This window comes from Thetidibacter halocola (genome assembly GCF_018224955.1).
In the GTDB taxonomy this organism is placed as follows: domain Bacteria; phylum Pseudomonadota; class Alphaproteobacteria; order Rhodobacterales; family Rhodobacteraceae; genus Thetidibacter; species Thetidibacter halocola.
This window is the reverse complement of sequence record NZ_JAGTUU010000001.1, coordinates 481879-505224: the sequence shown is the minus strand read 5'-3', so window position 1 is coordinate 505224 and position 23346 is coordinate 481879. Positions and strand designations below refer to the sequence as shown.

The window sequence follows — 23346 nt, the reverse complement described above, 5'->3', positions numbered from 1 at the left end:
TGATGTGGCTGGTTATGGGGCGCGGACCCCGGCGGTTCAAGGGGAAGGTCATGCGGCTGCGGGATTTGGGCGAATTGCGCGGGCCGGTGCTGGCCTTCGGCGGGCCTTACTCGAATTTCCAGGCGCTCGACGCTGTGCTGGCCGAGGGCGCCCGTCGCGCCATCCCCCGAACGCAAACGCTCTGTACCGGCGACGTTGTGGCCTACGGCGCCGACGCGGCTGCCTGCGTCGCACGGATGCGCGCCGAGGCGATCCCCTGCATCGCCGGCAATGTCGAGCGCCAGATCGCGGCGGGTGGCGGGGATTGCGGCTGCGGCTTCGGTGCGGGCAGCACCTGCGACAGGCTCTCTGCCGCCTGGTATGCCCACGCCTCTGCGGCCTGCGACGAGACGGCCCGCGCCTGGATGGAAGGGCTTCCCGGTATCCTGATTTTCCGCCACGCCGGTCGGCGCGGCGCGGTGATCCATGGCGGCGTGACCGACATCTCCCGTTTTCTCTGGCCGTCCTCACCCGACTCCGATCTGGCGCAGGAAATCGCCGCCCTGGCCGAAGTCGCCGGCCCGGTCGACATCATGATCGCGGGCCACTGCGGCATGCCTTTCATCCGGCAGGTCGCCGGCGTCACCTGGGTCAATGCCGGCGCCATCGGCCTGCCGCCGCATGACGGCCGCCCCCAAACGGCCTTCGCCACGCTCGATGCCGATGGCAGCCCAGCGCTGCACCGCCTCGAATACGACCATGAGACCGCCGCAGCGGCGATGGAGGTATCGGGGCTGATCCAAGGCTACCACGCTGCCCTGCGCAGCGGCTGGTGGCCCTCCGAAGACATTCTGCCCCCCGACCTCCGCCGCCGCTGAAAGCCATCCGGGTCTTCTTCTGGCCACAAGTATCCCGGGGGAGTCGCGCGTCAGCGCGACGGGGGCAGAGCCCCCGAACCGGCCGCAGGCCGCAAGATCCGTGTGCGCGCCGCAGGCGCGCCCCGCTGGATCAGTCGTCGCGGGCCAGCGGGTGATGCTCCAGCACGAGGTCGCGCAACCGCTCCTCCAGCACGTGGGTGTAGATCTCGGTCGTCGCCACGTCGGCATGGCCCAGCAGCGTCTGGATCGCCCGCAGATCGGCGCCATTGGCCAGCAGATGCGTGGCGAAGGCATGGCGCAGCGTGTGCGGCGTCACCTTGTCCGGCGAGACGCCCCCCGCCACGGCGAAATCCTTGATCGCCATGTAGAAGGCATGGCGCGTCAGGTGCCCGGCCTTGCCGCGCGACGGGAACAGGAAGGGCGAGGGCGGCCTGCCTTTCTCGCGCGCCGCCGCGTCCTCGGCATCGCGGCAGGCAAGCCACGCTGCCAGCGCCACCCGCGCGGGTGGCGACAGAGGCACCATCCGTTCCTTGCCGCCCTTGCCGCGGATCAGTAGCATCCTTGGATCACCCCGCGCGGAAGACAGCGGCAGCGAGACCAACTCGCTCACCCGCATGCCAGTCGCGTAGAGCACCTGCATCAGGCAGCCATTGCGCAGCCGGTCGGCGTCGGTCCGGCCGTGTTTCGCGGCGGCCTCCAGCAGGCGGTCGACCTCTTCGATGCTCAGCGTCTTGGGCAGGCGCTTGTCGCGGCCGGGCCCGGCGATCTGCACCGCCGGGTTGTCCTCGCGCAGACCTTCCTCGAAGGCAAAGCGATAGAGCTGCTTCACCGCCGACAGCCGCCGCGCCCGGGTCGCCCGCGACAGGCCAAGGGTGTCGCAATCCACGAGGTAGTCCTCGACATCCGCGCGCGAGGCGTCCGACAGGTCGCGGCCCCGGTCGGCAAGCCATTCCGCCACGTGGGCGAGGTCGCGCTCATAGGCGGCCAGCGTGTTCGCCGCCGCCCCCCGTTCCGCGGCCATCGCCTCGAGAAAGCGCGCGACCCAGTGACGGTCGCCGCTCACAGCGCGCGCTCCGCATCCAGCAGCACCAGTTGCAGTGCGGCGCGCCGCGCCACGTCCTCCAGCCCCAGCGCGCGGAACGTGGCCAGCGCGTCGGCCAGGTCGGCGCCGTTTCCCTCGGCGCCGCTGGAAAACAGGGCCACGGCGCGCAGGATGACCTCGCCCAGCCGGCCCGCCGCCAGTTGCTCTGCCAGCACCGGGGGCATCGGCGCGCCGGCAAATCCCGCCGCGACAGCCTCGGCATGGGGCAAGTCGGGGATGGAGGCCGGAGCCTTGCCGCGCGCGAGCGACGCGAGAAAGGCCGTCTCGGCATCGGTCGGGGCGCCGGCGGCCGGGGCAAGCCCCTCGTAATCTGCCGACAGGAAGGCGGCGCGCTGCGCCATGCGCGCCGCCCGTCCCTCCAGCCGCTGCGCGGCGAGGCCGGTGGCGAACAGTTCGGCAAAGGGGACCAGCAGGCGCGCGCTGGCCATCTGCGGCCAGACCCGTTGCAGGGCCGGGCCGACCGCGTCGGGCCGCCCTCGGGCCAGCGCTGCTTCGAAGGCCTGAAAGGCCGCCACCCGGTCCCAGACCCCGCCCGAGGCCGCCGGTTCGCGCAGCGTATAAAGCCCCAGCAGTCGGTTCGCGGGCAGCGAGCCCGCCCGCGCCAGACGCTCCGCCGCCTCGATCTGCGCCCGCCAGCCATTGTCGCCGGTCAGGTCCAGAACGGAAAAGGCCAGCGGCAGGGGCGCGGTCGGCAGCGGCTCTCCCAGCGCCTCGAACAGGCGGAATTCCAGCGGCGTCGGGCGCACCGGCGGCAGCAGCGGCGGCGCGCCCTCGGCCAGCTCCGGGTCGAGGAAGCGTTCCAGCAGGTCGACGCGGCGTTCCGGGATCGTGCCCAGCGTGCGCGCCCCTTGCAGGACCAGCGCGGCGCGCGTCCAGTCGCCTGAGCGCGCGATGCAGAACACCCGCAGCGACCAGTCGCCGGACAGGCGCGGTTCCGCCGCCTGGGTGCGGCAGGCGCTTTCGGGCTGACCTTGCAACAGCGCGAGATCGGCCCAGCGGGCGAACAGAGCGGGCCGGTCATGGCCCACGATCTCGAGCAGGGCCGCCGCCTCGTCCACCGCGCCATTGTCGATCAGCCAGTCCAGCCGCGCGCCAAGATGCGCCATGCCATGCCCCTCGGGCGGCAGCGCCTCGGCCAGCATCAGCGTGTGCATCAGGTCCTGCAGGGCGGGCACCACCGGGACGATGGCGCCGATCAGCCCTTCGAGCGCGACCCCGTCCGAGCGCTGCCACAGCGCAGCCGGAAGCCCGGTCATGCGCGGCGAAAGCAGCCCCACGGCGCCGGGATCGGTCTCGCCCAGCGGGGCGCTGTCCACTTGCGGCGGCAGCGCCCCGCGCGTGGAAGGAACGCCTTGCGCCTGTGACAGGCCCGGCGCCAGCGCCAGCGCCAGGGCGAGGATCAGCGCCTCAGTTCGCATCCAGGTCGACGGGTTGGCGGATTTCGCCTTGCGGCGGGCTGAAGTCGGCCCCGAAGAACGGCCCGACATAGGCATAGGCCACCAGCGCCAGCGCGCCCAGGATGGCCAGGTAGAACAGCAGTTTGATCAGTCGCCCCATGTCCGGATTATGCCTCTGCCCCAGGTTTTTTTCATCTTCTACCTAGTCTTTTTGTCCCGTTCACGTCATTCACGCAACGGGATAGGGCAAATGGGCGAAGGATGGCCGATCAAAGCACGCGCAACCGGTTGATCCTGCGGAAAACCGTCGTGCTGGTCGGCATGATGGGCGCGGGGAAGACGGCGGTGGGCCGCACGCTGGCGGCGCATCTGGGTGTGCCGTTCCGCGATTCGGACCACGAGATCGAGCAGGCCGCCAACATGTCCATCGCCGAGATTTTCGCCCGCGACGGCGAGCCGTTCTTTCGCCGCAAGGAAAGCCAGGTGATCGAACGGCTGCTGGATGGCACGCCCTTGGTCCTGTCCACCGGCGGCGGCGCCTTCATGTCCGAAGGCAACCGCCGGATGATCTCGGACAAGGGCGTCTCGGTCTGGCTCGATGCCGAGCTGCCGGTGCTGTGGAACCGTGTCCGCCACAAGGATTCGCGGCCGCTGTTGCGCACGCCCGACCCATACGGGACGCTCAAGGCCCTGCACGAGACGCGCGCGCCGGTCTACGCGCTGGCCGACATCACCGTGCCCTCCGAGGCCGGCCGCTCGCTGGACGAGATGGCGCGCCTCGTGGCGCGGCGCCTGTACGAGACCCGACCCGACGTGCTGGAGACCGTCCCATGATCGACACCGTTCCCGTTCCGCTGCCCGGCCGCGAATACGACGTGCGCATCGGGCCCGGCCTGCTGTCCCGCGCCGGGGCCGAGATCGCGCCGCTGCTGGCGCGCCGCCGCGTCGCCATCGTCAGCGACGAACGCGTGGCCGGCCTGCACCTTGCCACGCTGACGGCGGCGCTGGAGGCCGAAGGCATCGCGCATGCCACCTTGACCCTGCCGCCGGGCGAGGCCACGAAACGCTGGGGTCCGTTCGAGCAGACGGTCGAATGGCTGCTGGAGCAGAAGGTGGAACGCCGCGACATCGTCGTGGCACTCGGCGGCGGGGTGATCGGCGACCTCGTGGGCTTCGCCGCCGCCGTGCTGCGGCGGGGCGTGCGTTTTGTCCAGGTGCCGACCTCGCTGCTGGCGCAGGTGGACAGTTCGGTGGGCGGCAAGACCGGCATCAACACTGCGCAGGGCAAGAACCTGGTGGGCGCTTTCCACCAGCCCAGCCTGGTGCTGGCCGATATCTACGTGCTGTCGACCCTGACCCCGCGCGATTATCTGGCGGGCTACGGCGAGGTGGTGAAATACGGTCTGCTGGGCGATGCGGATTTCTTCGACTGGCTCGAGGAAAACGGCCCCCGCGCCGCCGCGGGCGACGCCGAGGCACGGCAATACGCGGTGAAACGCTCGGTCGAGATGAAGGCCGGGATCGTCCTGCGCGACGAGACCGAGCAGGGGGACCGCGCGCTGCTGAACCTTGGCCATACCTTCTGCCACGCGCTGGAGGCCGCGACGGGCTATTCCGACCGGCTGCTGCATGGCGAGGGCGTGGCGATCGGCTGTGCGCTGGCGTTCGAGCTGTCCTCACGCCTTGGCCTTTGCAGCCAGGAGGACCCCTCGCGCGTGCGCCAGCATCTCAGGGCGATGGGGATGAAGACCGACCTCGCCGACATTCCCGGCGACCTGCCGGGGGCCGAGGCGCTGCTCGACCTTATGGGGCAGGACAAGAAGGTGGTGGACGGCCAGCTCCGCTTCATCCTGGCGCGCGGAATCGGGCAGGCTTTCGTCACCTCCGACGTGCCGGGCGACGCGGTGCTGCGCCTGCTGCGCGACGGGCTGGCCTGAACCCGCCCCGGCGCCTTCTCCGGTTCCCAAATACCGCAGGGTGAAAGGGCAGCAGGCCCAGAGGGGCAGGGCCCCTCAATCGCCCGGCGCCGTCCCGCATTCCGGCCCGGCGATCCGCGCGGCCTCGTCCATCAGGCGCACCACCTCGTCATCCCCGGTCTGCGGAAAATCGCGGTAGTGCAGGCCAACGGCGTGGAAGGGCTCGGGCGTGTGCAGGCAGACGATCTGGTCCACCTCGCCGCGCAGGCTGTCCAGCGTGTCGCGCGGCGCGACCGGCACCGCCAGCACGATCCGCGCCGGATCGCGCCGCCGCAAGGCGCGCAGCGCGGCGCGGGTGGTGGCGCCGGTGGCGATCCCGTCATCGACCACGATCGCGGTGCGTCCCGCGATGGGCACCGGCGCCCGCCCGCCGGAATACAGCGCGCGGCGGCGGTGGATTTCCGCGAGTTCGGGCAGGGCGAGGCGCTCTACATCCGCCCGGCTCAGCCCGAAGGCGCGCATGACCTCGGGGTTGGTGGCGTATTGTGGCGCGTCGCCGTCGACCACGGCACCGACCGCCAGTTCCTTCTGCCCCGGTGCGCCGATCTTGCGCACCATCAGCAGGTCCATCGGCGCGTGCAGGCGGCGCGCCACCTCGATCCCGAGGGGGACGCCGCCGCGGGGCAGGGCGAGGATCACCGGGTCGGCATGGGCCAGCGCCGCCAGCCGGGCGGCCAGCGCGCGGCCGGCCTCGGCGCGATCGGCAAAAAGCGTCATGCCCGGCTCTCCGCATGGGAGAGGTGCTGCGTGAACCAGTCGCCGGCCAGAGTCGTGACCCGGTCCAGAGCGCCGGGTTCCTCGAACAGGTGGGTGGCGCCGGGGACGATCTCTGTCCGGTGCGGGCAGGTCAGCCGGTCGGCAGCGGTGAGGTTGAGGTGGACGACCACCTCGTCCAGCCCGCCGACGATCAGCAGGACCGGCGCGCGCACCTGTGGCAGGGCGCCGGCGGCCAGGTCGGGCCGCCCGCCGCGCGAGACCACGGCACCGACCCGGTCGGGTGCCTGCGCCGCCGCGACCAGCGCCGCCGCCGCACCGGTGCTGGCGCCGAACAGCCCCACGGGCAGGCGGCGCAGCGGACGCTGCGACCAGGTCCAGTCCAGCGCGTCCAGCATCCTCTGGCCCAGCAGCGGGATGTCGAAGACATTGGCGCGGTCCTGCGCCTCGTCCTCGGTCAGCAGGTCGAAGAGCAACGTGGCGAAGCCCTGCGCGGCCAGCGCCCCGGCGACGCGGTTGTTGCGCGGGCTGCGATGGCTGCTGCCTGCGCCATGGGCAAAGACGATCAGCCCGGCGGGATCCGGCGGGCAGCGCAGGTGCCCCTCCAGCCCGATAGTCGTGACGCGGACGGTGGCGACGGTCTGGCTGTCCGGCATGGTGTCCTCCCCCCGAAGGCCGAATGCAGGTGACAAATGCGGGCATCTTGCCGGGCGCGCGCGGCGCCTGTCCTTGAGCCGTGTCAAGTTCGGCTCAGCGGCGGGCGCGCAGAACCATCAGCTCGCCCACGTTCTCGCGGGTGACATAGCCCAGCACGCGGCCGGCCGCATCGGTGGCGGCCACGGCGGGCGCCTCGGCCAGCGCGTCGAGCGCGTCCGACAACGGTGCGCCCAGGGGCAGGGCTGGGATGGCGGTGGTCATCGCCTCGCCCACCGGGTGCGTGTTGTGCCCCTCGGCCATGGCGCGGAACAGCGCGTCGCGGGTCAGGAAACCGGCCAGCCGCCCCTCGGCATCCATCACGGGAAACTCGTGCTGCGTCGTGCGGATCAGCGTCTGCGCCGCCACGTGCATCGGGTCGGAGGGAGAGAGCGACTCGAAACTGGTGATGACTGCGTCGCGCAGCTTCAGCCCGCGGGCGATGTCGCGGGCGGCCACGTCGTTCGCCTCGGCCTGCGCGGCGAAGAAGATGAACACCGCGATCAGCACGAGGATCAGGTTGCCCGAACTCAACCCCCAGAAGGCAAAGCCGAAGGCCACGATCTGACCCAGCGCCGAGGCGACGCGGGTGGCGCGCACCCGGTCCATCCGCAGCGACAGGAGCGCCCGCAACACCCGCCCGCCATCCATCGGGAAGGCCGGCAGCAGGTTGAACAGCGCGAGGAACAGGTTGACGCCCGCCAGCTGGCCAAGGAAGCCCGACAGGGTCATCGGCGCGCCGAGGTCGGGCATGGTGCCCGCGCCCGCCAGCCACAGCACGGCCCAGATCACCACGTTGACGGCGGGCCCGGCCAGCGCCACGGCGACCTCCTGCCCGGGCTTTTCCGGCATCCGTGTCAGCCGCGCCATCCCGCCGATCGGCAGCAGGGTGATGTCCGGTGTCTGGATGCCATAGCGCCGCGCCATCAGCGCGTGGCCGTATTCATGCGCCACGACGCAGGCGAACAGAGCGCAGATGAAGGCCACGTTCACGATGGCCGCCGCCGCGCCGCCCGTCGACCATGCCGAGGCCGCGACGAACAGCAGCAGCAGCAGGAAGGTTGCGTGGACGCGCAGTTCCGAGCCGAACAGCCGCCCGATGGAAAAGGACCATGCCATGTGTCACTCCCGAGGGTTGTCCTGACCCCGAGATAGGCATCCCGGCGCCATCATGCCACCATGTGGGACGTGCGCCATGGCGCCGCGCCGCTGTCTCAGAACGGGATTTCGTCGTCGATATCGCCGGCGGGCGCGCGCGACGGGCCTGACCCCGACCCGGAGCCAGAGCCGCCGCCGCCATAGTCGCGGTCGTCATAGCCGCGGTCGTCATAGCCGCCGCCACCGCCGCCAAAGCTGCCACCTTGGCCGCCGCCACCGCCGCCGCCCTCGCCGCGCCCGTCAAGCAGCGTCAACTCGCCCTTGTAGGGGCGCAGGACGATCTCGGTCGAATAGCGGTCCTGGCCGGACTGGTCCTGCCACTTGCGGGTTTCCAGCTGGCCCTCGATATAGACCTTGGAACCCTTGCGCAGATACTGCTCGGCGATCCGCGCCAGCGGTTCCGAGAAGATCGCGACCGAGTGCCACTCGGTCTTTTCGCGCCGCTCGCCCGTGTTGCGATCCTTCCAGTTCTCGGAGGTGGCGATGCGCAGGTTGCAGACCTTGCCGCCATTCTGGAACGTGCGGACCTCGGGGTCGCGGCCCAGATTTCCCACGAGGATCACCTTGTTGACGGAACCGGCCATGCACTTTCCTTTCGAATCTGTCGGCGGATATCGGAAGGACGGTATACCAGCCATGGCCCTGCGGGAAAGGGGCGCGGGCGGGGACTGGTCATGTGTGTCGGAATCCGGCATAGTCCGTCCGTCATCGATTGTCAGGGACTGGATTTCATGCGGTTCGCACGCAGCGCGTTATTGATCGGCGCCCTTGGCATGTTGGTGCCCACCATCGCCCCCGCCGACGTTCTGTCGACCAAGAACCGGGCGCGGCTGTTCTCGAACCAGACCAAGGTTCTGGATACCCGCGCATCGCGGCAATACAACGACTCCGTCCGGCTTCAGCCGCCCACCGTCGTCACGCCGACGAAATACGGCGTGCTCGAGGGCACGGTGCCGAAATACCGCGGCACCTATCGCGGCCCCTACGAGGACATGGCCCGCGCCGCCGCCCGCCGCCATGGTGTGCCCGAGGACCTGTTCCTGCGGCTGGTCCACCAGGAAAGCCGCTTTCAGGCGGGGGCGGTGTCGCACAAGGGTGCGATCGGCCTTGCGCAGCTGATGCCCGGCACGGCCAAGCTGCTGGGCGTCGATCCGCACGACCCGCAGCAGAACCTCGAGGGCGGCGCGCGCTACCTGATGATGCAATACCGCAAGTTCAACTCGTGGCGCCTTGCGCTGGCAGCCTACAACGCGGGGCCGGGCGCGGTGGAAAAGCATGGCGGCGTGCCGCCGTTCCGCGAGACCAAGGACTACGTGAAGAAGATCTGGGGAAGCTGAGCGCGCTCAGTCCCCGGCACGGTCCAGCGCGATCCGTTTGCGCAATTCGCTCGACAGGATGAAGGCGGTGCGGGCCTGCTCGTTCGTGGCGTGATGCGCCAGCTCATAGCCCAGCCTGTCCAGCAAGGTGACGGTCAGGTCGTGCAGGCGCGTCAGTCGCTCTTGCAGCTCTAGGCTGTCGAGATGCCGCAACATGTCGTTCAGCAAGACGTCGGTGCCGTTCATCGCTTCTATCCTCGCGCGCAAACACCCTTTCTGACACCCGGAACGCGCGTTCGCGGTGCTACCAGGGGAAATGCCGCATGTGGCCGGAGGTTCCATCCCCACACCCGAATTGAGCCGGCTGACTCAATCAGGGCCCGAAAAAATCATAATGCAGGTGCAGAAATTTGACCATCCGGTCAAAGGATCGCCATGACGTGACGCTGCGTCACTGTTGCCGCCTTGTGACAGCGCGGGTGGCGATCAGCCCGGGGCGCCGATCCCCTGTTCGGCCAGCCGCTCGAAAGCCACGGGTTGCAGGGCACCCGGCCCGCCGAACGGGTCCGAGAAGGCAAAGATCACGTACATTATGAGTCCGGTGAACCCGCCATAGACCGACAGCAGCGCCACGTGCAGGCGCGAGGGCGCGAAGATGAAATAGGGCACCGTCACCAGCACGATGCCCGCCAGCGCGGCCGTCCAGAACAGCGGGCTGATCCGGTGCAGGGCGGTGTTCTCGCGGTCCTGCCGGAACTCGGCGATCCGCTGCGCCTTGTCCAGCATGTGATGGCGCAGGGCCTCCTGCCGGGGGGTCTGCGGCACCAAGTCCAGCACGCCGAGATAGACGACCTCGCGCAGGCGCCAGCCCTCGCTCTCCAGCCGGCGGACCTCGGACAGGGCGCGCCATTCCTCGTCGATGACCTCGCGCACATAGGCCGACAGCGCCGCCTGAATCGCGGGCGCCTGGTCGGGATCGTAACGGCGGATGTCATTGTAGATGTCGGCCACCGCGGTCGCCTCGAGCACGAGGTTGCCCTGCAGCTTGTTGTAGTCGAGCAGCTCCTGCGCAAAGACCAGCGCCAGGATCAGCCCGTGCAGCGCCGACACGCGGAAGATCACCGACCCGGCCAGCGTTTCCGTCTGGTCGCCGAACTCCTGCCCGACGATGCGACGGGTCAGGAAATAGACCGCCAGCGCGAGGGCCGCGGTGCCCAGGATAAAGGCCGGGGCGAGCAGGACAGGGGGCATGGCGCGGTCCTCGTCTGGCTGGCGGAACGTGTCCGGCCATGACACGCAGCGGCAACGGCCCTGTCAACCGTGCGCGGATGTCACTCCGCCGCGATGGTGATGACCGGCTCCATGCTGGCGAAATCGGCCTCGGACAGGTGACACTTGACCTGGTGGCCCTCGGCCATGCGGAGCATCGGCGGCACCTCGCGCTCGCACAGGTCGCCCGGCACCTTCGCCTTCCAGCGGCAGCGCGTCTGGAACGGGCAGCCCGGCGGCGGGTTCATCGCGGAAGGCACATCGCCCTCCAGCACGATGCGCTGCTTGTGCACCGAGGTGTCGGCGATGGGCACGGCCGACAGCAGCGCCTCGGTATAGGGGTGATAGGGCGGGGCAAAGACCTGTTCCGTATCGCCGATCTCGACCACGTGGCCGAGATACATGACCAGCACCCGGTCGCTGAGATACCGCACGATGCTCAGGTCATGGGAGATGAACAGCAGCGTCGTCTTCTGCTCGCGCTGGATCTCCATCAGCAGGTCGGTCACGGCCGCCTGCACGGACACGTCCAGCGCCGAGACGGGTTCGTCCGCGACCACGATCCGCGCGCCCCCGGCAAAGGCCCGCGCGATGCCCACGCGCTGCTTCTGCCCGCCCGACAGCTGGCGCGGCATGCGCTCGGCGAAGGCGCGCGGCAGTTTCACCAGGTCCAGCAGCGTCAGCATCCGTTCGCGCCGCTCGGCGTCGCTGTTGCCCACGTCGAAGACCTCGAGCGCGCGGATGATCTGCCGGCCCACGGTCATCGAGGGGTTCAGTGTGTCGAACGGGTTCTGGAACACCATCTGGATGTCGGCGATGGTGCGGGCGTCGCGCGCCTCGATGGGGATGTCCTGCACCTCGCGGTTGTCGAGGATGATCTTGCCGCTGGTCGCGGTCTCGAGCCCCATCAGCACCTTGGCGAATGTCGACTTGCCGCAGCCCGACTCGCCCACGATGGCCAGCGTCTCGGATTCGCGCGCCTCGAAGCTCAGCGTCTCGTTCGCCTTGACCACCTTGCGCACGCCCGATCCGCCGAACAGCGCGTTGGCCGCCACCTCGTAGTATTTCCGCAGGTCGTCCATCTTGAGCACGACGCGCCCCGGCTGCGCCTTTTCATGCGTGATGACGTTGGCGGGTGGCGCGTCCCAGTCGATCTCGTCGAATTTCAGGCAGCGGGTGCGGTGCCGCGTGTCGCCCTCGACATTCGCCATGGGAATGTCGCCCGCATCGCAGCGCCCGGCCTCGAAGTAATCGCAGCGCGGGCCGAAATTGCAGCCCCGGGGGCGTTCATGCGGCAGCGGGAAATTGCCCGGGATCGCCACCAGCGGCCGCGCCGCCTTGTCCGCGCCGGGCAGCGGGATCGAACGGAACAGCGCCTGCGTGTAGGGATGCCGCATCCGGTCGAACACGTCGTCGATGGCGCCGGTCTCGACCGCCTCGCCGGAATACATCACGCAGATCCGGTCGCAGGTCTCCAGCACGAGCCCGAGGTTGTGGCTGATGAACAGCATCGACGTTCCATACTTGCGGCCCAGCTCTTTCACCAGGTCGACCACGGCGGCCTCCACCGTGACGTCCAGCGCGGTGGTCGGCTCGTCGAGGATCAGCAGCGTCGGTTCCGCCATCAGCGCCATGGCGATGACGATGCGCTGCTGCTGGCCGCCCGACAGCTGGTGCGGATAGCTGTCGAGGATGCGTTTCGGGTCGGGCAGCTTGACGTCTGTCACCACCTGAAGCGCGCGCTCGAACGCCTCCTTCTCCGAGGCGCCCTTGTGGATCATCGGCACTTCCATCAGCTGCCGCCCGATCTTCATCGCCGGGTTCAGGCTCGCCATCGGCTCCTGGTAGATCATGGCGATCTCCGAGCCGCGGATCCGCCGCAGTGCCTCGGGGCCCATCGTGTTCAGCTCGCGCCCCCTGAACCGGATCGATCCGCCGACGATCCGCCCGTTCTTGCCGAGATCCTGCATCACCCCCAGCGCCACGGTGGACTTGCCGCAGCCGCTTTCGCCCACCAGCCCCACCGCCTCGCCCGGCATGACCCGGACCGAGAAATCCATCACTGCCGGGATCTCGCGCAGGCGGGTGAAGAACGAGATCGACAGGTTCTCGATCTCGAGGATGGGCTCCTGGCTGGTGTCCTTCATCGCTCTCTCCCGGTCGGTTCAACGGGCCTGCGCCCTGTGTTCTTCTGGCCTCGAGTATCCTGGGGGCCGGGGGCAGAGCCCCCGGTCCGCCCCGCGTTCAGTCGCGCAACGATTCCTCGCGCAGCCCGTCGGCCAGCAGGTTCAACCCCAGCACGAGGCTGAGCAGCGCCAGCGCCGGCGGCAGGGCGGGGTGCAGGTAGATCGACAGCAGGCGCCGCCCGTCATTGATCGTCGTGCCCCAGTCCGGGCTTTCCGGCGGCAGGCCCAGCCCAAAGAAGCCCAGCGTGCCCAGAAGGATCGTGGTATAGCCGATGCGCAGGCAGAAATCGACGATCAGCGGGCCGCGCGCGTTGGGCAGGATCTCCCACAGCATGATGTACCAGGGGCGCTCGCCCCGGGTCTGGGCGGCGGCGACATAGTCGCGCGTCTTGATGTCCATCACCAGGCCCCGCACGATGCGGAAGACCGTCGGAGCGTTGACGAAGACAACCGAGACGAAGACCGTCAGGATGCCCGACGGGATGTCGAACAGGTCGAGCGGCCAGAAGGTCACCTTCGATTCCGGCTCGTTGATCGCCGACAGGTAGATCACCGCCATCGGCACCAGCACCACGGACAGCCACAGTGCGTTTCGCGGCGGCTGGGTGCGGTATCGCGCGTGGATCAGCACCCCGGCAAAGATCAGCGGGAACAGGAACAGCACCACCGCCATGTATTGCGGCAGGCCGGTCAGCACGATCTCGGGCGTCACCAGCAGGTAGAACAGCAGGATCACCGGGAAGGCGAGGATCAGGTTGGCGAGAAAGGACAGCAGTGTGTCCAGCCGCCCGCCGTAATAGCCCGCCGGCAGGCCCAGCGTGATCCCCACCATGAAGGCGAAGAGTGTCGCCAGCGGCGCGATGGCGATCACCACCAGGCTGCCCTCGACCATGCGCGAGAAGACGTCCCGCGCCAGGTTGTCGCCGCCCAGCAGATACCAAGGATAGGTCCCGTCCTCGGGCTGCGCCAGCGGTTCTCCGGGCAGCTTGTTCTTCATTCCCGACATCTGCGACAGCGAATCCTGCGTGGCGATCCAGTCGAACACGCCGGCAAAGAAGGCGGTGAAGACCCAGAACATCACGATGCCAAAGCCGATCATCCCAATCGTGGAATCGAACAGCTTGCCGTAAAGGCCCAGCCTGCGTTTGTAGCGGATCGACAGGGCATAGGTGGCGGCCAGTGCAATCCACACAGGCACGAACTGCTGCGACATGGCGCCGATGATGCCCGCCTGCGGGCCCATGACGGCACCCAGCGCGAGGTAGGCCAGCAACACAACCAGTAGCAGCAGGCCCAGCCCGTTCGATGCCATCCGTGCGCCGCCCTGCATCCCGCCCGTGGCCACCAGCGTGCCGTCGGGATTGCTCTGCACGGCGGTTTCGGGCGTCACCAGGCTCAGCAGGATGCGCGCGGCTACCGCGACGCCGAAGAGCGGCACGAGGAAGAACAGCACAGGGTTCAGCACGGTGCCAAGGCTACCTGTCCAGGTTAGCGGGTCCATGGTCTCGCCTCCGTCAGGTCACGCTGATGCGCGGGTTGAGATAGACATAGCCGATGTCCGAGATGAGCTGCGTCACCAGCACCACGAAGACCGATACGACCGACACGCCCAGCAACAGCTCGATGTCGTTGTTCCCTGCCGCCTGCACCAGCGTCCAGCCAAAGCCCTTGTAGTTGAACAGGGTCTCGACGATCACCACGCCGTTCAGCAGCCAGGGGAATTGCAGCATGATGACGGTGAAGGGCGCGATCAGCGCGTTGCGCAGCGCGTGTTTCAGCACGATGGCGCGGAACCCAACGCCCTTCAGCCGGGCGGTGCGGATGTACTGCGCGGTCATCACCTCGGCCATGGACGCTCGCGTCATCCGGGCGATATAGCCCATGCCATACAGCGCGATGGTCAGCACCGGCAGAAAGAAATTCTCGAAATCCGGGGCGTCCATCGCCGAGGCGGCGGTGCCCTTGAACCATTTCAGACCCACCGCGCTGGACGTGAAGATCGCGATGAACAGCACGCCCGAGACATATTCCGGCGTCGCCGTCGTGGTGATCGACACCGTCGACAGCGTGCGGTCCAGCGGGCTGCCCTCGCGCATCCCCGCTAGCACGCCGACGATCAGCGCCGAGGGCACCATCAGCAGCATGACCCACAGCATCAATCGCCCGGTCAGCGCCAGTTTCTCGCCGACGATGCCCAGCACGGGTTCCTTGAACACGGTCGAGCCGCCCCACCACCCCTGGAGCACGCCGCAGAAGGTGGACGCCTCGTCCGGCGTCGCGGCCAGCGCAACGCAGCGGCCTGTCACCGTGCCGTCCTCGGTCGTGCGCGTCCAGCCGGGCGCGACGCCCAGCCATTCGCCGTATTTCACGATCACCGGGCGCATGTAGCCGCGGTTTTCCAGCCAGACTTCGACCTGTTCGTCGGTCATCCGGACGTTGCCCTGCGTCTTTGCCAGTTTTTCGAGGTTGGGATGCAGGTTCGTCAGGAAGAAGACGACGAAGGTCAGGCAGAGGCTGGTCAGCAGCATCACGCCGACGCGGCGCAGGATGAAAAGTCCCATCGTGGCCCTCCGGGCTCTGTCCGGCGGGATGCCGGAACGGACGGGCGTAGTGCCCGCCCGTCATCGTTGGGACCGGGCCGCGCAAGTTGGCGCGGCCCGGTCCGGCGATCAGGCGGCGAAGCCGAACTTGTAGAAGTGGAACTCGTGCGACGGGTGCTTCTCGACACCCACCACGTTCGGGGTGTGGTGGTTGTAGAGGCCGCGCCAGTAGGGCTGGATGATGACGCCCTCGTCGCGCATGATCTGCTCGATCTTCGCCATGACCTCGCGCCGCTTGTCGGCATCGGCGATGGCCAGCGCCTGGTCGAGCAGGGCGTCGAACTCGGCGTTCGAAAAGGCGGATTCGTTCCATGCCTCGCCGGTGCGATAGGCCAGCGCCAGGATCTGCACCTCGAGAGGGCGGTGGTTCCAAGAGGTCGCCGAGAAAGGATATTTCGTCCAGTCGTTCCAGAAGGTCGAGCCGGGCAGGACCTTGTGGCTGGCGGAAATCCCCGCATCGTTCAACTGGGCCACGATGGCGGCGCCGGTGTTGCGCTCGAAATCGTCGTCGAGCGTGATGAGCTCGTGGGTGAAGTCGGCCATGCCGGCGGCGTCCATCTCGGCCTTGGCCTTGGCCGGGTCGAATTCCGGCGCGCCGATATCGGCATAGGCCGGGTGGATCGGGCAGACATGGTGGTTCTCGGCGACGATGCCGCGGCCCGAGTAGCCCAGTTCCAGGCATACATTGTTGTCGACCGCCATGTTCAGCGCCCGGCGCACCGGCGCGGTGGCGTAGGGTACGATGTCGCCCACCTGCGCCACCTGGTTCGGACGGATCACCAGCGTCGCGGCGGTCACCGCCTCGGTCCGGGTCCAGCCGATCGCGTCCATCACGTCGATGAACTCGCCCACGGTTTCATACAGCACGTCGACTTCCTCGGCCTCGGCAGCGGCCAGCCAGCCGGCGGGGTCGGTGCCGTAGTCCAGCATCTCGATCCGGTCGAGGTAAGGCCCGCCAAAGACCTCGGTGCCCCACCAAGGCTGTTCGGTGCGTTCCATCACGCAGCGCTCGCCAACCTTGAGTTCGACCCCGCGATAGGGACCTGTGCCGATCCAGGTGTCGTAGGGCGCCTCGGGGTCGTGATCCTTGTGCGCGATGGCCGAAGGATAGTCCGACATGTTGGCGATGATCGCGATGTCGGGCGTGCTGAGGTTCAGCACCACGGTCATGTCGTCGGGCGCGGTGATCGCGCCCTCGCGCGGCTTGCCGTCCGCAATCAGCCCACCCAAGCGCGAGGCCATCGAGTTGGTCTCGACGCTGGCGTCGCACCAGCCCTCGATGTTGCGCACCACATCGGCGGCGGTGAAATCGGTGCCGTCATGCCATTTCACGCCCGGACGCACCTTGAGCGTGTATTGCGTGGCGTCGTCGTTGACCTCCCAGCCTTCCAGCAGCATGCCTCGGAAGGTGCCGTCGGCATTGTATTCCACGAGGTATTCAAGGATGCCACGGCTCTGGTTGCCGACCTCGGACCAGTCATAGGAGCGCGGCTCCTTCATCGCCTTGATGCTGGTCTGGATGCGCAGCGTGCCGCCCGTCTGGGCATGGGCCGCGGCCTGCGCCGGCTGGGTCAGGCCGCCCAGCGCATAGGCCGCGCCGGCCGTCAGGCCCATCGCGGTGGCACGGGTCAGGAATTCGCGGCGGCCGATCCGGCCCTCTTGCAGTTCGCGGGCATACATCTGCGCCGCGGGGTGGATCCGGCTGGCCGGGTGGTTGATCGTCATGTCTTTCTCCCTGTGACACGTCGGTGGCTTTCGGGGTCTTGCGGGCTGTGCCGTCGTCTGGCCGCGTTCCATCGCGGCGCCTTGCTCCATTGCGCCCATTCGGCACGGTGGGGGCGTTCACGTCAACGACCTGCATCGTCATTTCGCAAAACAAAAACGACATGGGGCCCATACAAAAACGACAGGCCCGGGGTTGCAACCGGGTTTTCCGTCCGTGCTGCGCCGCAGCGGTCAGGCGCGCTTGCGCGCGGCCTTGCGCAGGGCGGTGGGGCTGTGGCCGGTCTGGACCTGCACGAAACGCGAGAAATAGGCCGCCGACGCGAAGCCCAGGCTTTGCGCGATGGCCTGCACCGGCTGGGTGCCGGTTTCCAGCGCCATGCGCGCGGCGTGCAGGCGGCGTTCGGCCAGCATGTCGGCTGCGGTGCGCCCGCAGGTCTGCTTGCAGACCCGTGTCAGGTGCGTGGGCGTGACGTCCAGCGCCTCGGCATGGTCGGCCATCGGCGCGGGGTTGCGATAGGCGCGCACCACGATCCTTGCGAAACGCCGCGCCAGCCGTTGCGAGGCGCCATCGGCGCCGGGCTCGACCGAGCCGGCCGCCACCTGCCGGTGCAGCCAGACCGAGACCAGCCGCACCCGCGCCTCCAGCGCCTCGAGCGCGCGGGGCCGGTGGCCCGCGATCTCGCGCGCCATGGCGTCGATCTCTGCCGTCAGTTCGGCCTGAGCCATGCTGTCGCGCACCCGCATCAGCAGGGCCGAGTCGGGCAGCCGGTCGGTGAGGCCCGCCGGGCTTTCCATGTAAAGCGCCTGTGTGCCGGTGGGCAGGTCGAGCGAGAACAGCGTGCCGGCGGGCACGAACAGCGCATGATGTGTGGACAGGCCACGGCGGACGCCCTCGATCACCGCGCGGCCCTGGCCGCGGGTCATCAGCAGCAGGAAATCGGCGGGCCGGTCGTGTTGCAGTGTGTATTTCCACGCCGACCCCTGCGCGATCAACCCGAAGGAGCCCGCCCGCACCGGACCGGCCACGGTCTGGATCGGCGCCTGCGTTGCGCCGCGCAGGAAACCCGGCAGGCCGCTCATGCGGCGCGCCTCGCCGCCAGTTGCGTCCAGTCGCCCATCCGGGCGCGAAACCAGGTGCGCTGGCGCTTGGCGTATTGCCGGGTGAGGATGATGGCGCGGGTCATGGCCTGCTCCAGCGGGATGTCTCCCTTGAGGTGCGCGATCAGGTCCGCCGCGCCGATGGCCTTGGCCGAGGGCAGATCGGGGCGCCAGCCGGGCAGGTTGGCGCGCGCCTCGTCCAGCGCGCCCGCCTCGATCATCAGGCGAAAACGCCGCTCGATCCTTGGCGTCAGCCAGTCTTTCGGCGCGTCGAACAGCACCGGCTGCGCGCGTGACAGTGGCAGCAGGGGCGGGGGCGTGTCGGCCTGCCACTCGGCCAGGCCGCGCCCCGTCGCCCGCAGCACCTCGAAGGCGCGCTGCACGCGGGCCGGGTTGCGCGTGTCGATGCGGGTGCGCGTCGCGGGGTCCAGCGCGGCGACCATCGCCGCCAGCCCCGCCTTGGCCAGCATCGCGTCGGCCTCGGCCCGGATTTCGGGCGGGACGGGGGGCACCTCGGCCAGCCCTTCGGTGAGCGCGGTGAAATACAGCCCCGTGCCGCCGACGAGGATCGGGCGCGGGCCGTCCAGCAGCGGCGCCACCTCGCGCAGCCAGTCGCCAACCGAATAGGGGCGATCCCCTGGGACATGGCCATATAGCAGATGCGGCGCGCGGGCCTCGTCCTCGGGCGAGGGGCGGGCGGTCAGCACCCGCCAGTCGCCGAACACCTGTAGCGCGTCGGCATTCACGATCACGCCGCCCTGCCGTTCCGCAATGGCCAGGGCAAGCGCCGACTTGCCGCTGGCCGTGGGGCCTGCGACCAGAACCGGGCGCGCCGGGTCAAGATCGTCGATGAGCGCGGTCAGGTCGTCCATTGCAGCCCGGGCGGAAATGCGGCATTTGTGCCTGCAATCCTATCCCTTGCCCAGATCGGAGTGCAACATGGCCCCTGACAGCCCCGCCAAACCCGCCTTCAAACGCGTCATGCTGAAGATCTCGGGAGAGGCGCTGATGGGCGATCAGGGGTTCGGCCTGCACCCGCCGACCGTCCAGCGCGTCGCGCAGGAGGTGAAGGCGGTGCACGATCTCGGCGTCGAGATCTGCATGGTGATCGGCGGCGGCAACATCTTTCGCGGCCTGTCGGGCAGCGCGCAGGGGATGGAACGCACCACGGCCGATTACATGGGGATGCTGGCGACGGTGATGAACGCGCTGGCGATGCAATCCGCGCTCGAGGGGCTGGGCGTCTTCTGCCGGGTCATCAGCGCGATCCGCATGGACGAGGTGGCCGAGCCCTACATCCGCCGCCGCGCTGTTCGGCACCTCGAGAAGAAGCGCGTCTGCATCTTTGCCGCCGGCACCGGCAACCCCTATTTCACTACGGACACCGCCGCCGCCCTGCGCGCCAACGAGATGGCCTGCGAGGCGATCTTCATGGGCAAGAACGGCGTCGACGGCGTCTATGACAAGGACCCCAAGAAACATGCCGATGCGAAACGCTATGACCATGTCAGCTTTGACGACTGCCTGGCGAAGAACCTGAAGGTGATGGATGCCAGCGCCATCGCGTTGGCGCGCGACAACAACCTGCCGATCATGGTCTTCTCGCTGGACGAACCGGGCGGCTTTCGCGGCGTCCTCGCGGGCGAGGGCACCTATACCCGCGTCCAGTGACGCGCGGGACGGCCCGGCGTTTTGCCCATTGTCTTTTGCCCGGGCCTTCCCTTATGCTTCACTTGGTGCGCGCATCGCAGATGTGCCCATGTCAGTTTCGCTGAGACCGCGGCGGGCAACGCCCGCGCAGGCTCAGACCGATCGGGCCGCAAGGCCATCTACTTGCCCGGACCGCGACACGCGACGGGCCCATCATTGGCGCGAGGCACCGGTTTACCGGGCGCGCGTCGGAGAAGAAACGCGATGAGGCGCGAGACAGTGACAAAGCAGGACAGCACGGGCGACTCCGCCCGCCCTGCACACGCGCCGCGTATCGCCCAGACAAGACATGAGACACGCCGCCCTGATCCACCGGATCCGAGGCGGCCGGTCGCGTGCAGACGGACAACATGGCAAAGAAAATGCTCATCGATGCCACCCACGCGGAAGAGACCCGCGTCGTGGTGGTTGACGGAAACAAGGTCGAAGAGTTCGATTTTGAATCTGAAAACCGCCGGCAGCTTGCCGGCAACATCTATCTCGCAAAGGTAACAAGGGTCGAACCGTCGCTTCAGGCGGCGTTCGTCGATTACGGCGGAAACCGGCACGGTTTCCTCGCTTTCTCGGAAATCCACCCCGATTACTACCAGATCCCCGTCGCCGACCGTAAGGCGTTGATGGAGGAAGAGGCCCGGCTTGCCGCGGCAGAGGACGAGGACGAGAAGCCCAAGAAACGCTCGCGCTCGCGGTCGCGCAAATCGCCCCGCGCCGAGTCGTCGGGAAATGGCGACAAGGTCGTGCAGGCCGACCCCGCCGGGATGGAGACCATCGACCTCGGCGACGAGGCCGATGCCACCGATGCCGAGACCGTGACGCCCGAGGTCGGCGATCCGGGCGAGGGTCTGTCGCCGATGGAGACGGTGGCCGATACCCCGGTCGAGGAACCCGACGAGGACGAGGCGCCGGCCGCAGGCCAGGCCTTCCACGATGATGAAGACGAGGGCGATGAGGACGACCGGCAGTCGGACGACGACAGCATCGAATCCGTCGCCGACGACGACACCCACGAGGACATCCGCCCGGCGCGCAAGCCGCGCGCCCGGAAATACAAGATCCAGGAAGTCGTCAAGGTGCGCCAGATCATGCTGGTGCAGGTCGTCAAGGAAGAGCGTGGCAACAAGGGTGCCGCGCTGACCACCTACCTGTCGCTTGCCGGCCGCTACTGCGTGCTGATGCCGAACACCGCGCGCGGTGGCGGCATTTCCCGCAAGATCACCAACGCCGCCGACCGGTCCAAGCTGAAGGCCATCGCGAACGAGATCGACGTGCCCAAAGGCGCGGGCCTGATCATCCGCACTGCGGGCGCCAAGCGCACCAAGACCGAGATTAAGCGCGACTACGAATACCTTCAGCGCCTGTGGGAGCAGATCCGCGAGTTGACGCTGAAATCCATCGCGCCGGCCAAGATCTACGAGGAAGGCGACCTGATCAAGCGGTCGATCCGCGACCTGTACAACCGTGACATCGACGAGGTCCTGGTCGAGGGCGAACGCGGCTACCGCATCGCCAAGGACTTCATGAAGATGATCATGCCGTCCCACGCAAAGAACGTGAAGCATTACGCCGAGGGCATGCCGCTGTTCGCGCGCCACCAGGTGGAAAGCTACCTCTCGGGCATGTTCAACCCGACCGTGCAGCTGAAATCCGGCGGCTACATCGTGATCGGCGTCACCGAGGCGCTGGTGGCGATCGACGTCAACTCGGGCCGCGCCACGAAAGAGGGTTCGATCGAGGAAACCGCGCTCAAGACCAACCTTGAGGCCGCCGAGGAAGTGGCCCGCCAGCTGCGCTTGCGCGACCTTGCCGGCCTGATCGTGATCGACTTCATCGACATGGACGAGCGCAAGAACAACGCCGCCGTCGAGAAGAAGCTGAAGGACAAGCTCAAGACCGACCGCGCCCGCATCCAGGTGGGCCGGATCTCGGGCTTTGGCCTGCTGGAAATGTCGCGCCAGCGCCTGCGCCCTGGCATGATCGAGGCCACGACCCAGCCCTGCACCGCCTGCCACGGCACCGGCCTGATCCGCTCGGATGACAACATGGCCCTGGCCGTGCTGCGCACCATCGAGGAAGAGGGCACGCGCCGCCGCTCGCGCGAAGTGCTGGTCAAGTGCCCGGTGGCCATCGCCAACTACCTGATGAACCAGAAGCGCGAGCATGTCGCCCAGATCGAGGCCCGCTATGGCATGGCCGTGCGGATCGAGGCCGACGTGCACCTTGTCGCGCCCGACTTCTCCATGGAGAAGTTCAAGACCGCCACGCGCTCCGTCCCCGAGGCGCCGCCCGTGGTGTCGGTCGACACCTCGCTGATGGACCTGATCGACGAGGAAAGCATCGCCGACGAGGACGAGGAGGAGGAGGACGTCGAAGAGGCGCAGGCCGTCGAGACGCCCGCCGCGGTTGCAGCGGCCGCCGCCGCCAGTGCCGAGGGTGACGAAGGCAAGCCCAAGAAGCGCCGCCGTCGCCGCCGCCGCAAGTCCAAGGGCCGTGATGGCGCCGAGAATGGCGCACAGGTTGAAAACGGCGACAATGGTGACGAGGGTTCCGACGAGGGCGACGACACCGCCATGCCCGAAGCCGAAGAAGCCACCGGCGAGGCCGTCGCCGAGACCACCGGCGCTGAAACCGACGAGGCGCCCAAACCCAAGCGCAGCCGCCGGTCGCGTTCGCGCAAGAAGCCCGAGGCCGAGGCCGAGGTGAGCGCAGACACAGAGGCAGAGGTACAGCCCGCCGAGGCAGTCCCCGCTGCCGATGCGCAGGCCGAGCCGGTGGCCGAACCGGAAGTCACCGAAAAGCCCAAGCGCAAGCGCGCGCCGCGCAAGCGCAAGACGGCCGAGGCCGAAGCACCAGCAGAGGCACCGACCGAGGCCCCGCAGGAGGAACCTGCCGCCGAGGCCACGCCTGCTGCGCCTGCGCCGGAAGCCGAACCGGCGCCCGAGACCGCTGAACCCGCTGCGGCAAGCACGGCCAAACCGCGCCGCACCCGCCGCAAGGCTGCCGAGGTGATCGCCGAGGTGGTGGAGACGACCGACACGGCGCTTGTCGCCGAACCCGCGCCGGAACCGGCCACGCCCGAGGCCGAGGCGGAAGCGGCTCCGGCAGAGACGCCGGCCGCCGAGACACCCGCCGCCGACGAGGAACCGGCGCTGGAACCGGCCGAGGCCGAGGCACAGGCCGAACCTGCCGACGCCCCGCCGAAGCGCCGCGGCTGGTGGTCGCTGGGCAGCTAGACCTTGCGGAATGCAACGAAAAAGACCCCGGCCCGCAAGGACCGGGGTCTTTTTCATTACACCCGACCTTTCTTGTCCGCCTCAATCCCCCTTGCGGATGCGCCAGACCATGACCGGGCCATCCTCGCGGCTGTCCAGCAGCGCGTGACCCGCCTCGTTGCAGTAATGCGGCACGTCCACCACCGCCGCCGGGTCGTCGGTGCGCAGGCACAGCACCGCGCCGGGCGCCAGCCCAATCAGCCGCTTGCGCGCCTTCAGCACCGGCAGCGGGCACAACAGCCCGGTCGCGTCCAGTTCGGTGTCCTGTTCCATGCC

General features: G+C 68.5%; 22 protein-coding genes. 6 read left to right on the top strand and 16 right to left on the bottom strand.

Annotated elements, in window-relative coordinates:
* Positions 1–50 precede the first annotated feature (50 nt).
* Positions 51–857 carry a metallophosphoesterase family protein gene (locus KB874_RS02235; protein WP_212534904.1) on the top strand — a complete coding sequence of 269 codons (807 nt, stop codon included), beginning with the start codon at positions 51–53 and terminating at the stop codon, positions 855–857.
* Positions 858–987: 130 nt separating this feature from the next.
* On the opposite strand, the gene KB874_RS02230 is transcribed toward KB874_RS02235, so the two are convergent.
* The 3 genes from KB874_RS02230 to KB874_RS02220 are packed head-to-tail and all read right to left on the bottom strand — an operon-like array spanning position 988 to position 3516.
* Positions 988–1920, bottom strand: coding sequence for a site-specific tyrosine recombinase XerD (locus KB874_RS02230; RefSeq protein ID WP_212534903.1), 933 nt, complete (start codon positions 1918–1920; stop codon positions 988–990).
* Entirely contained in the window at positions 1917–3377 is a 1461-nt protein-coding gene (locus tag KB874_RS02225) for a hypothetical protein (RefSeq protein ID WP_212534902.1), read from the bottom strand. Before KB874_RS02225 ends, KB874_RS02230 begins: the two co-directional genes overlap by 4 nt.
* A complete protein-coding gene (locus KB874_RS02220; protein ID WP_212534901.1) occupies positions 3367–3516 on the bottom strand; it encodes a hypothetical protein in 150 nt (49 codons plus the stop codon). Before KB874_RS02220 ends, KB874_RS02225 begins: the two co-directional genes overlap by 11 nt.
* Positions 3517–3617: 101 nt before the next feature.
* Between KB874_RS02220 and KB874_RS02215 the strand changes: the two genes are divergently transcribed.
* Both KB874_RS02215 and aroB read left to right on the top strand, forming a co-directional pair.
* On the top strand, positions 3618–4190 hold the full coding sequence (locus tag KB874_RS02215; protein ID WP_212534900.1) for a shikimate kinase: 573 nt from the start codon (positions 3618–3620) through the stop codon (positions 4188–4190).
* The gene (aroB, locus tag KB874_RS02210; protein WP_212534899.1) at positions 4187–5293 is read left to right on the top strand and encodes a 3-dehydroquinate synthase; all 1107 of its coding nucleotides are present in this window, start codon (positions 4187–4189) and stop codon (positions 5291–5293) included. Before KB874_RS02215 ends, aroB begins: the two co-directional genes overlap by 4 nt.
* A 75-nt stretch (positions 5294–5368) precedes the next feature.
* Here aroB and KB874_RS02205 read toward each other — a convergent pair whose 3' ends face one another.
* From KB874_RS02205 to ssb, 4 genes are all read right to left on the bottom strand, one after another.
* A complete protein-coding gene (locus tag KB874_RS02205; RefSeq protein WP_212534898.1) occupies positions 5369–6049 on the bottom strand; it encodes a phosphoribosyltransferase in 681 nt (226 codons plus the stop codon).
* Positions 6046–6702 carry a dienelactone hydrolase family protein gene (locus KB874_RS02200; protein ID WP_212534897.1) on the bottom strand — a complete coding sequence of 219 codons (657 nt, stop codon included), beginning with the start codon at positions 6700–6702 and terminating at the stop codon, positions 6046–6048. The genes KB874_RS02205 and KB874_RS02200 overlap by 4 nt, the downstream gene beginning before the upstream one ends.
* 94 nt (positions 6703–6796) lie before the next feature.
* The gene (locus KB874_RS02195; RefSeq protein WP_212534896.1) at positions 6797–7858 is read right to left on the bottom strand and encodes a site-2 protease family protein; all 1062 of its coding nucleotides are present in this window, start codon (positions 7856–7858) and stop codon (positions 6797–6799) included.
* 95 nt (positions 7859–7953) lie between these two features.
* Positions 7954–8481, bottom strand: coding sequence for a single-stranded DNA-binding protein (gene ssb, locus KB874_RS02190; protein WP_212534895.1), 528 nt, complete (start codon positions 8479–8481; stop codon positions 7954–7956).
* Between the two features lie 147 nt (positions 8482–8628).
* Here ssb and KB874_RS02185 point away from each other — a divergent pair, with 147 nt between their 5' ends.
* Positions 8629–9234: a lytic transglycosylase domain-containing protein gene (locus KB874_RS02185; RefSeq protein ID WP_212534894.1), complete on the top strand. Its 606-nt coding sequence runs from the start codon at positions 8629–8631 to the stop codon at positions 9232–9234.
* 6 nt (positions 9235–9240) lie between these two features.
* On the opposite strand, the gene KB874_RS02180 is transcribed toward KB874_RS02185, so the two are convergent.
* From KB874_RS02180 to miaA, 8 genes are all read right to left on the bottom strand, one after another.
* Positions 9241–9459: a hypothetical protein gene (locus KB874_RS02180; RefSeq protein ID WP_212534893.1), complete on the bottom strand. Its 219-nt coding sequence runs from the start codon at positions 9457–9459 to the stop codon at positions 9241–9243.
* Positions 9460–9699: 240 nt separating this feature from the next.
* On the bottom strand, positions 9700–10464 hold the full coding sequence (locus tag KB874_RS02175) for a bestrophin-like domain (RefSeq protein ID WP_212534892.1): 765 nt from the start codon (positions 10462–10464) through the stop codon (positions 9700–9702).
* Between the two features lie 80 nt (positions 10465–10544).
* A complete protein-coding gene (locus KB874_RS02170; protein ID WP_212534891.1) occupies positions 10545–12629 on the bottom strand; it encodes a dipeptide ABC transporter ATP-binding protein in 2085 nt (694 codons plus the stop codon).
* A 97-nt stretch (positions 12630–12726) separates the two neighbouring features.
* Positions 12727–14169 carry an ABC transporter permease gene (locus tag KB874_RS02165; RefSeq protein WP_212534890.1) on the bottom strand — a complete coding sequence of 481 codons (1443 nt, stop codon included), beginning with the start codon at positions 14167–14169 and terminating at the stop codon, positions 12727–12729.
* A gap of 13 nt (positions 14170–14182) precedes the next feature.
* On the bottom strand, positions 14183–15229 hold the full coding sequence (locus KB874_RS02160; protein ID WP_212534889.1) for an ABC transporter permease: 1047 nt from the start codon (positions 15227–15229) through the stop codon (positions 14183–14185).
* A 108-nt stretch (positions 15230–15337) separates the two neighbouring features.
* A complete protein-coding gene (locus KB874_RS02155; RefSeq protein WP_212534888.1) occupies positions 15338–16993 on the bottom strand; it encodes an ABC transporter substrate-binding protein in 1656 nt (551 codons plus the stop codon).
* A gap of 231 nt (positions 16994–17224) precedes the next feature.
* A complete protein-coding gene (locus KB874_RS02150) occupies positions 17225–18073 on the bottom strand; it encodes a helix-turn-helix transcriptional regulator (protein ID WP_212534887.1) in 849 nt (282 codons plus the stop codon).
* Positions 18070–18963, bottom strand: coding sequence for a tRNA (adenosine(37)-N6)-dimethylallyltransferase MiaA (miaA, locus tag KB874_RS02145; RefSeq protein WP_212534886.1), 894 nt, complete (start codon positions 18961–18963; stop codon positions 18070–18072). The genes KB874_RS02150 and miaA overlap by 4 nt, the downstream gene beginning before the upstream one ends.
* A 67-nt stretch (positions 18964–19030) precedes the next feature.
* Between miaA and pyrH the strand changes: the two genes are divergently transcribed.
* On the top strand, positions 19031–19762 hold the full coding sequence (gene pyrH / locus KB874_RS02140) for a UMP kinase (protein ID WP_212534885.1): 732 nt from the start codon (positions 19031–19033) through the stop codon (positions 19760–19762).
* A 389-nt stretch (positions 19763–20151) separates the two neighbouring features.
* Positions 20152–23031, top strand: coding sequence for an Rne/Rng family ribonuclease (locus KB874_RS02135; RefSeq protein WP_212534884.1), 2880 nt, complete (start codon positions 20152–20154; stop codon positions 23029–23031).
* Positions 23032–23112: 81 nt separating this feature from the next.
* On the opposite strand, the gene KB874_RS02130 is transcribed toward KB874_RS02135, so the two are convergent.
* Positions 23113–23343: a sulfurtransferase TusA family protein gene (locus KB874_RS02130; RefSeq protein ID WP_212534883.1), complete on the bottom strand. Its 231-nt coding sequence runs from the start codon at positions 23341–23343 to the stop codon at positions 23113–23115.
* Between the last annotated feature and the right edge of the window lie 3 nt (positions 23344–23346).

What these genes read in the sequence shown, in the direction of transcription:
- KB874_RS02235 (WP_212534904.1), top strand. Translation starts at nt 51, where the DNA reads ATGCGGCTGCGGGATTTGGGCGAATTGCGCGGGCCGGTGCTGGCCTTC.
- KB874_RS02225 (WP_212534902.1), bottom strand. Translation starts at nt 3,377, where the DNA reads ATGCGAACTGAGGCGCTGATCCTCGCCCTGGCGCTGGCGCTGGCGCCG.
- KB874_RS02220 (WP_212534901.1), bottom strand. Translation starts at nt 3,516, where the DNA reads ATGGGGCGACTGATCAAACTGCTGTTCTACCTGGCCATCCTGGGCGCG.
- KB874_RS02215 (WP_212534900.1), top strand. Translation starts at nt 3,618, where the DNA reads ATGGCCGATCAAAGCACGCGCAACCGGTTGATCCTGCGGAAAACCGTC.
- aroB (WP_212534899.1), top strand. Translation starts at nt 4,187, where the DNA reads ATGATCGACACCGTTCCCGTTCCGCTGCCCGGCCGCGAATACGACGTG.
- KB874_RS02205 (WP_212534898.1), bottom strand. Translation starts at nt 6,049, where the DNA reads ATGACGCTTTTTGCCGATCGCGCCGAGGCCGGCCGCGCGCTGGCCGCC.
- KB874_RS02200 (WP_212534897.1), bottom strand. Translation starts at nt 6,702, where the DNA reads ATGCCGGACAGCCAGACCGTCGCCACCGTCCGCGTCACGACTATCGGG.
- KB874_RS02195 (WP_212534896.1), bottom strand. Translation starts at nt 7,858, where the DNA reads ATGGCATGGTCCTTTTCCATCGGGCGGCTGTTCGGCTCGGAACTGCGC.
- ssb (WP_212534895.1), bottom strand. Translation starts at nt 8,481, where the DNA reads ATGGCCGGTTCCGTCAACAAGGTGATCCTCGTGGGAAATCTGGGCCGC.
- KB874_RS02185 (WP_212534894.1), top strand. Translation starts at nt 8,629, where the DNA reads ATGCGGTTCGCACGCAGCGCGTTATTGATCGGCGCCCTTGGCATGTTG.
- KB874_RS02180 (WP_212534893.1), bottom strand. Translation starts at nt 9,459, where the DNA reads ATGAACGGCACCGACGTCTTGCTGAACGACATGTTGCGGCATCTCGAC.
- KB874_RS02175 (WP_212534892.1), bottom strand. Translation starts at nt 10,464, where the DNA reads ATGCCCCCTGTCCTGCTCGCCCCGGCCTTTATCCTGGGCACCGCGGCC.
- KB874_RS02170 (WP_212534891.1), bottom strand. Translation starts at nt 12,629, where the DNA reads ATGAAGGACACCAGCCAGGAGCCCATCCTCGAGATCGAGAACCTGTCG.
- KB874_RS02165 (WP_212534890.1), bottom strand. Translation starts at nt 14,169, where the DNA reads ATGGACCCGCTAACCTGGACAGGTAGCCTTGGCACCGTGCTGAACCCT.
- KB874_RS02160 (WP_212534889.1), bottom strand. Translation starts at nt 15,229, where the DNA reads ATGGGACTTTTCATCCTGCGCCGCGTCGGCGTGATGCTGCTGACCAGC.
- KB874_RS02155 (WP_212534888.1), bottom strand. Translation starts at nt 16,993, where the DNA reads ATGACGATCAACCACCCGGCCAGCCGGATCCACCCCGCGGCGCAGATG.
- KB874_RS02150 (WP_212534887.1), bottom strand. Translation starts at nt 18,073, where the DNA reads ATGAGCGGCCTGCCGGGTTTCCTGCGCGGCGCAACGCAGGCGCCGATC.
- miaA (WP_212534886.1), bottom strand. Translation starts at nt 18,963, where the DNA reads ATGGACGACCTGACCGCGCTCATCGACGATCTTGACCCGGCGCGCCCG.
- pyrH (WP_212534885.1), top strand. Translation starts at nt 19,031, where the DNA reads ATGGCCCCTGACAGCCCCGCCAAACCCGCCTTCAAACGCGTCATGCTG.
- KB874_RS02135 (WP_212534884.1), top strand. Translation starts at nt 20,152, where the DNA reads ATGGCAAAGAAAATGCTCATCGATGCCACCCACGCGGAAGAGACCCGC.
- KB874_RS02130 (WP_212534883.1), bottom strand. Translation starts at nt 23,343, where the DNA reads ATGGAACAGGACACCGAACTGGACGCGACCGGGCTGTTGTGCCCGCTG.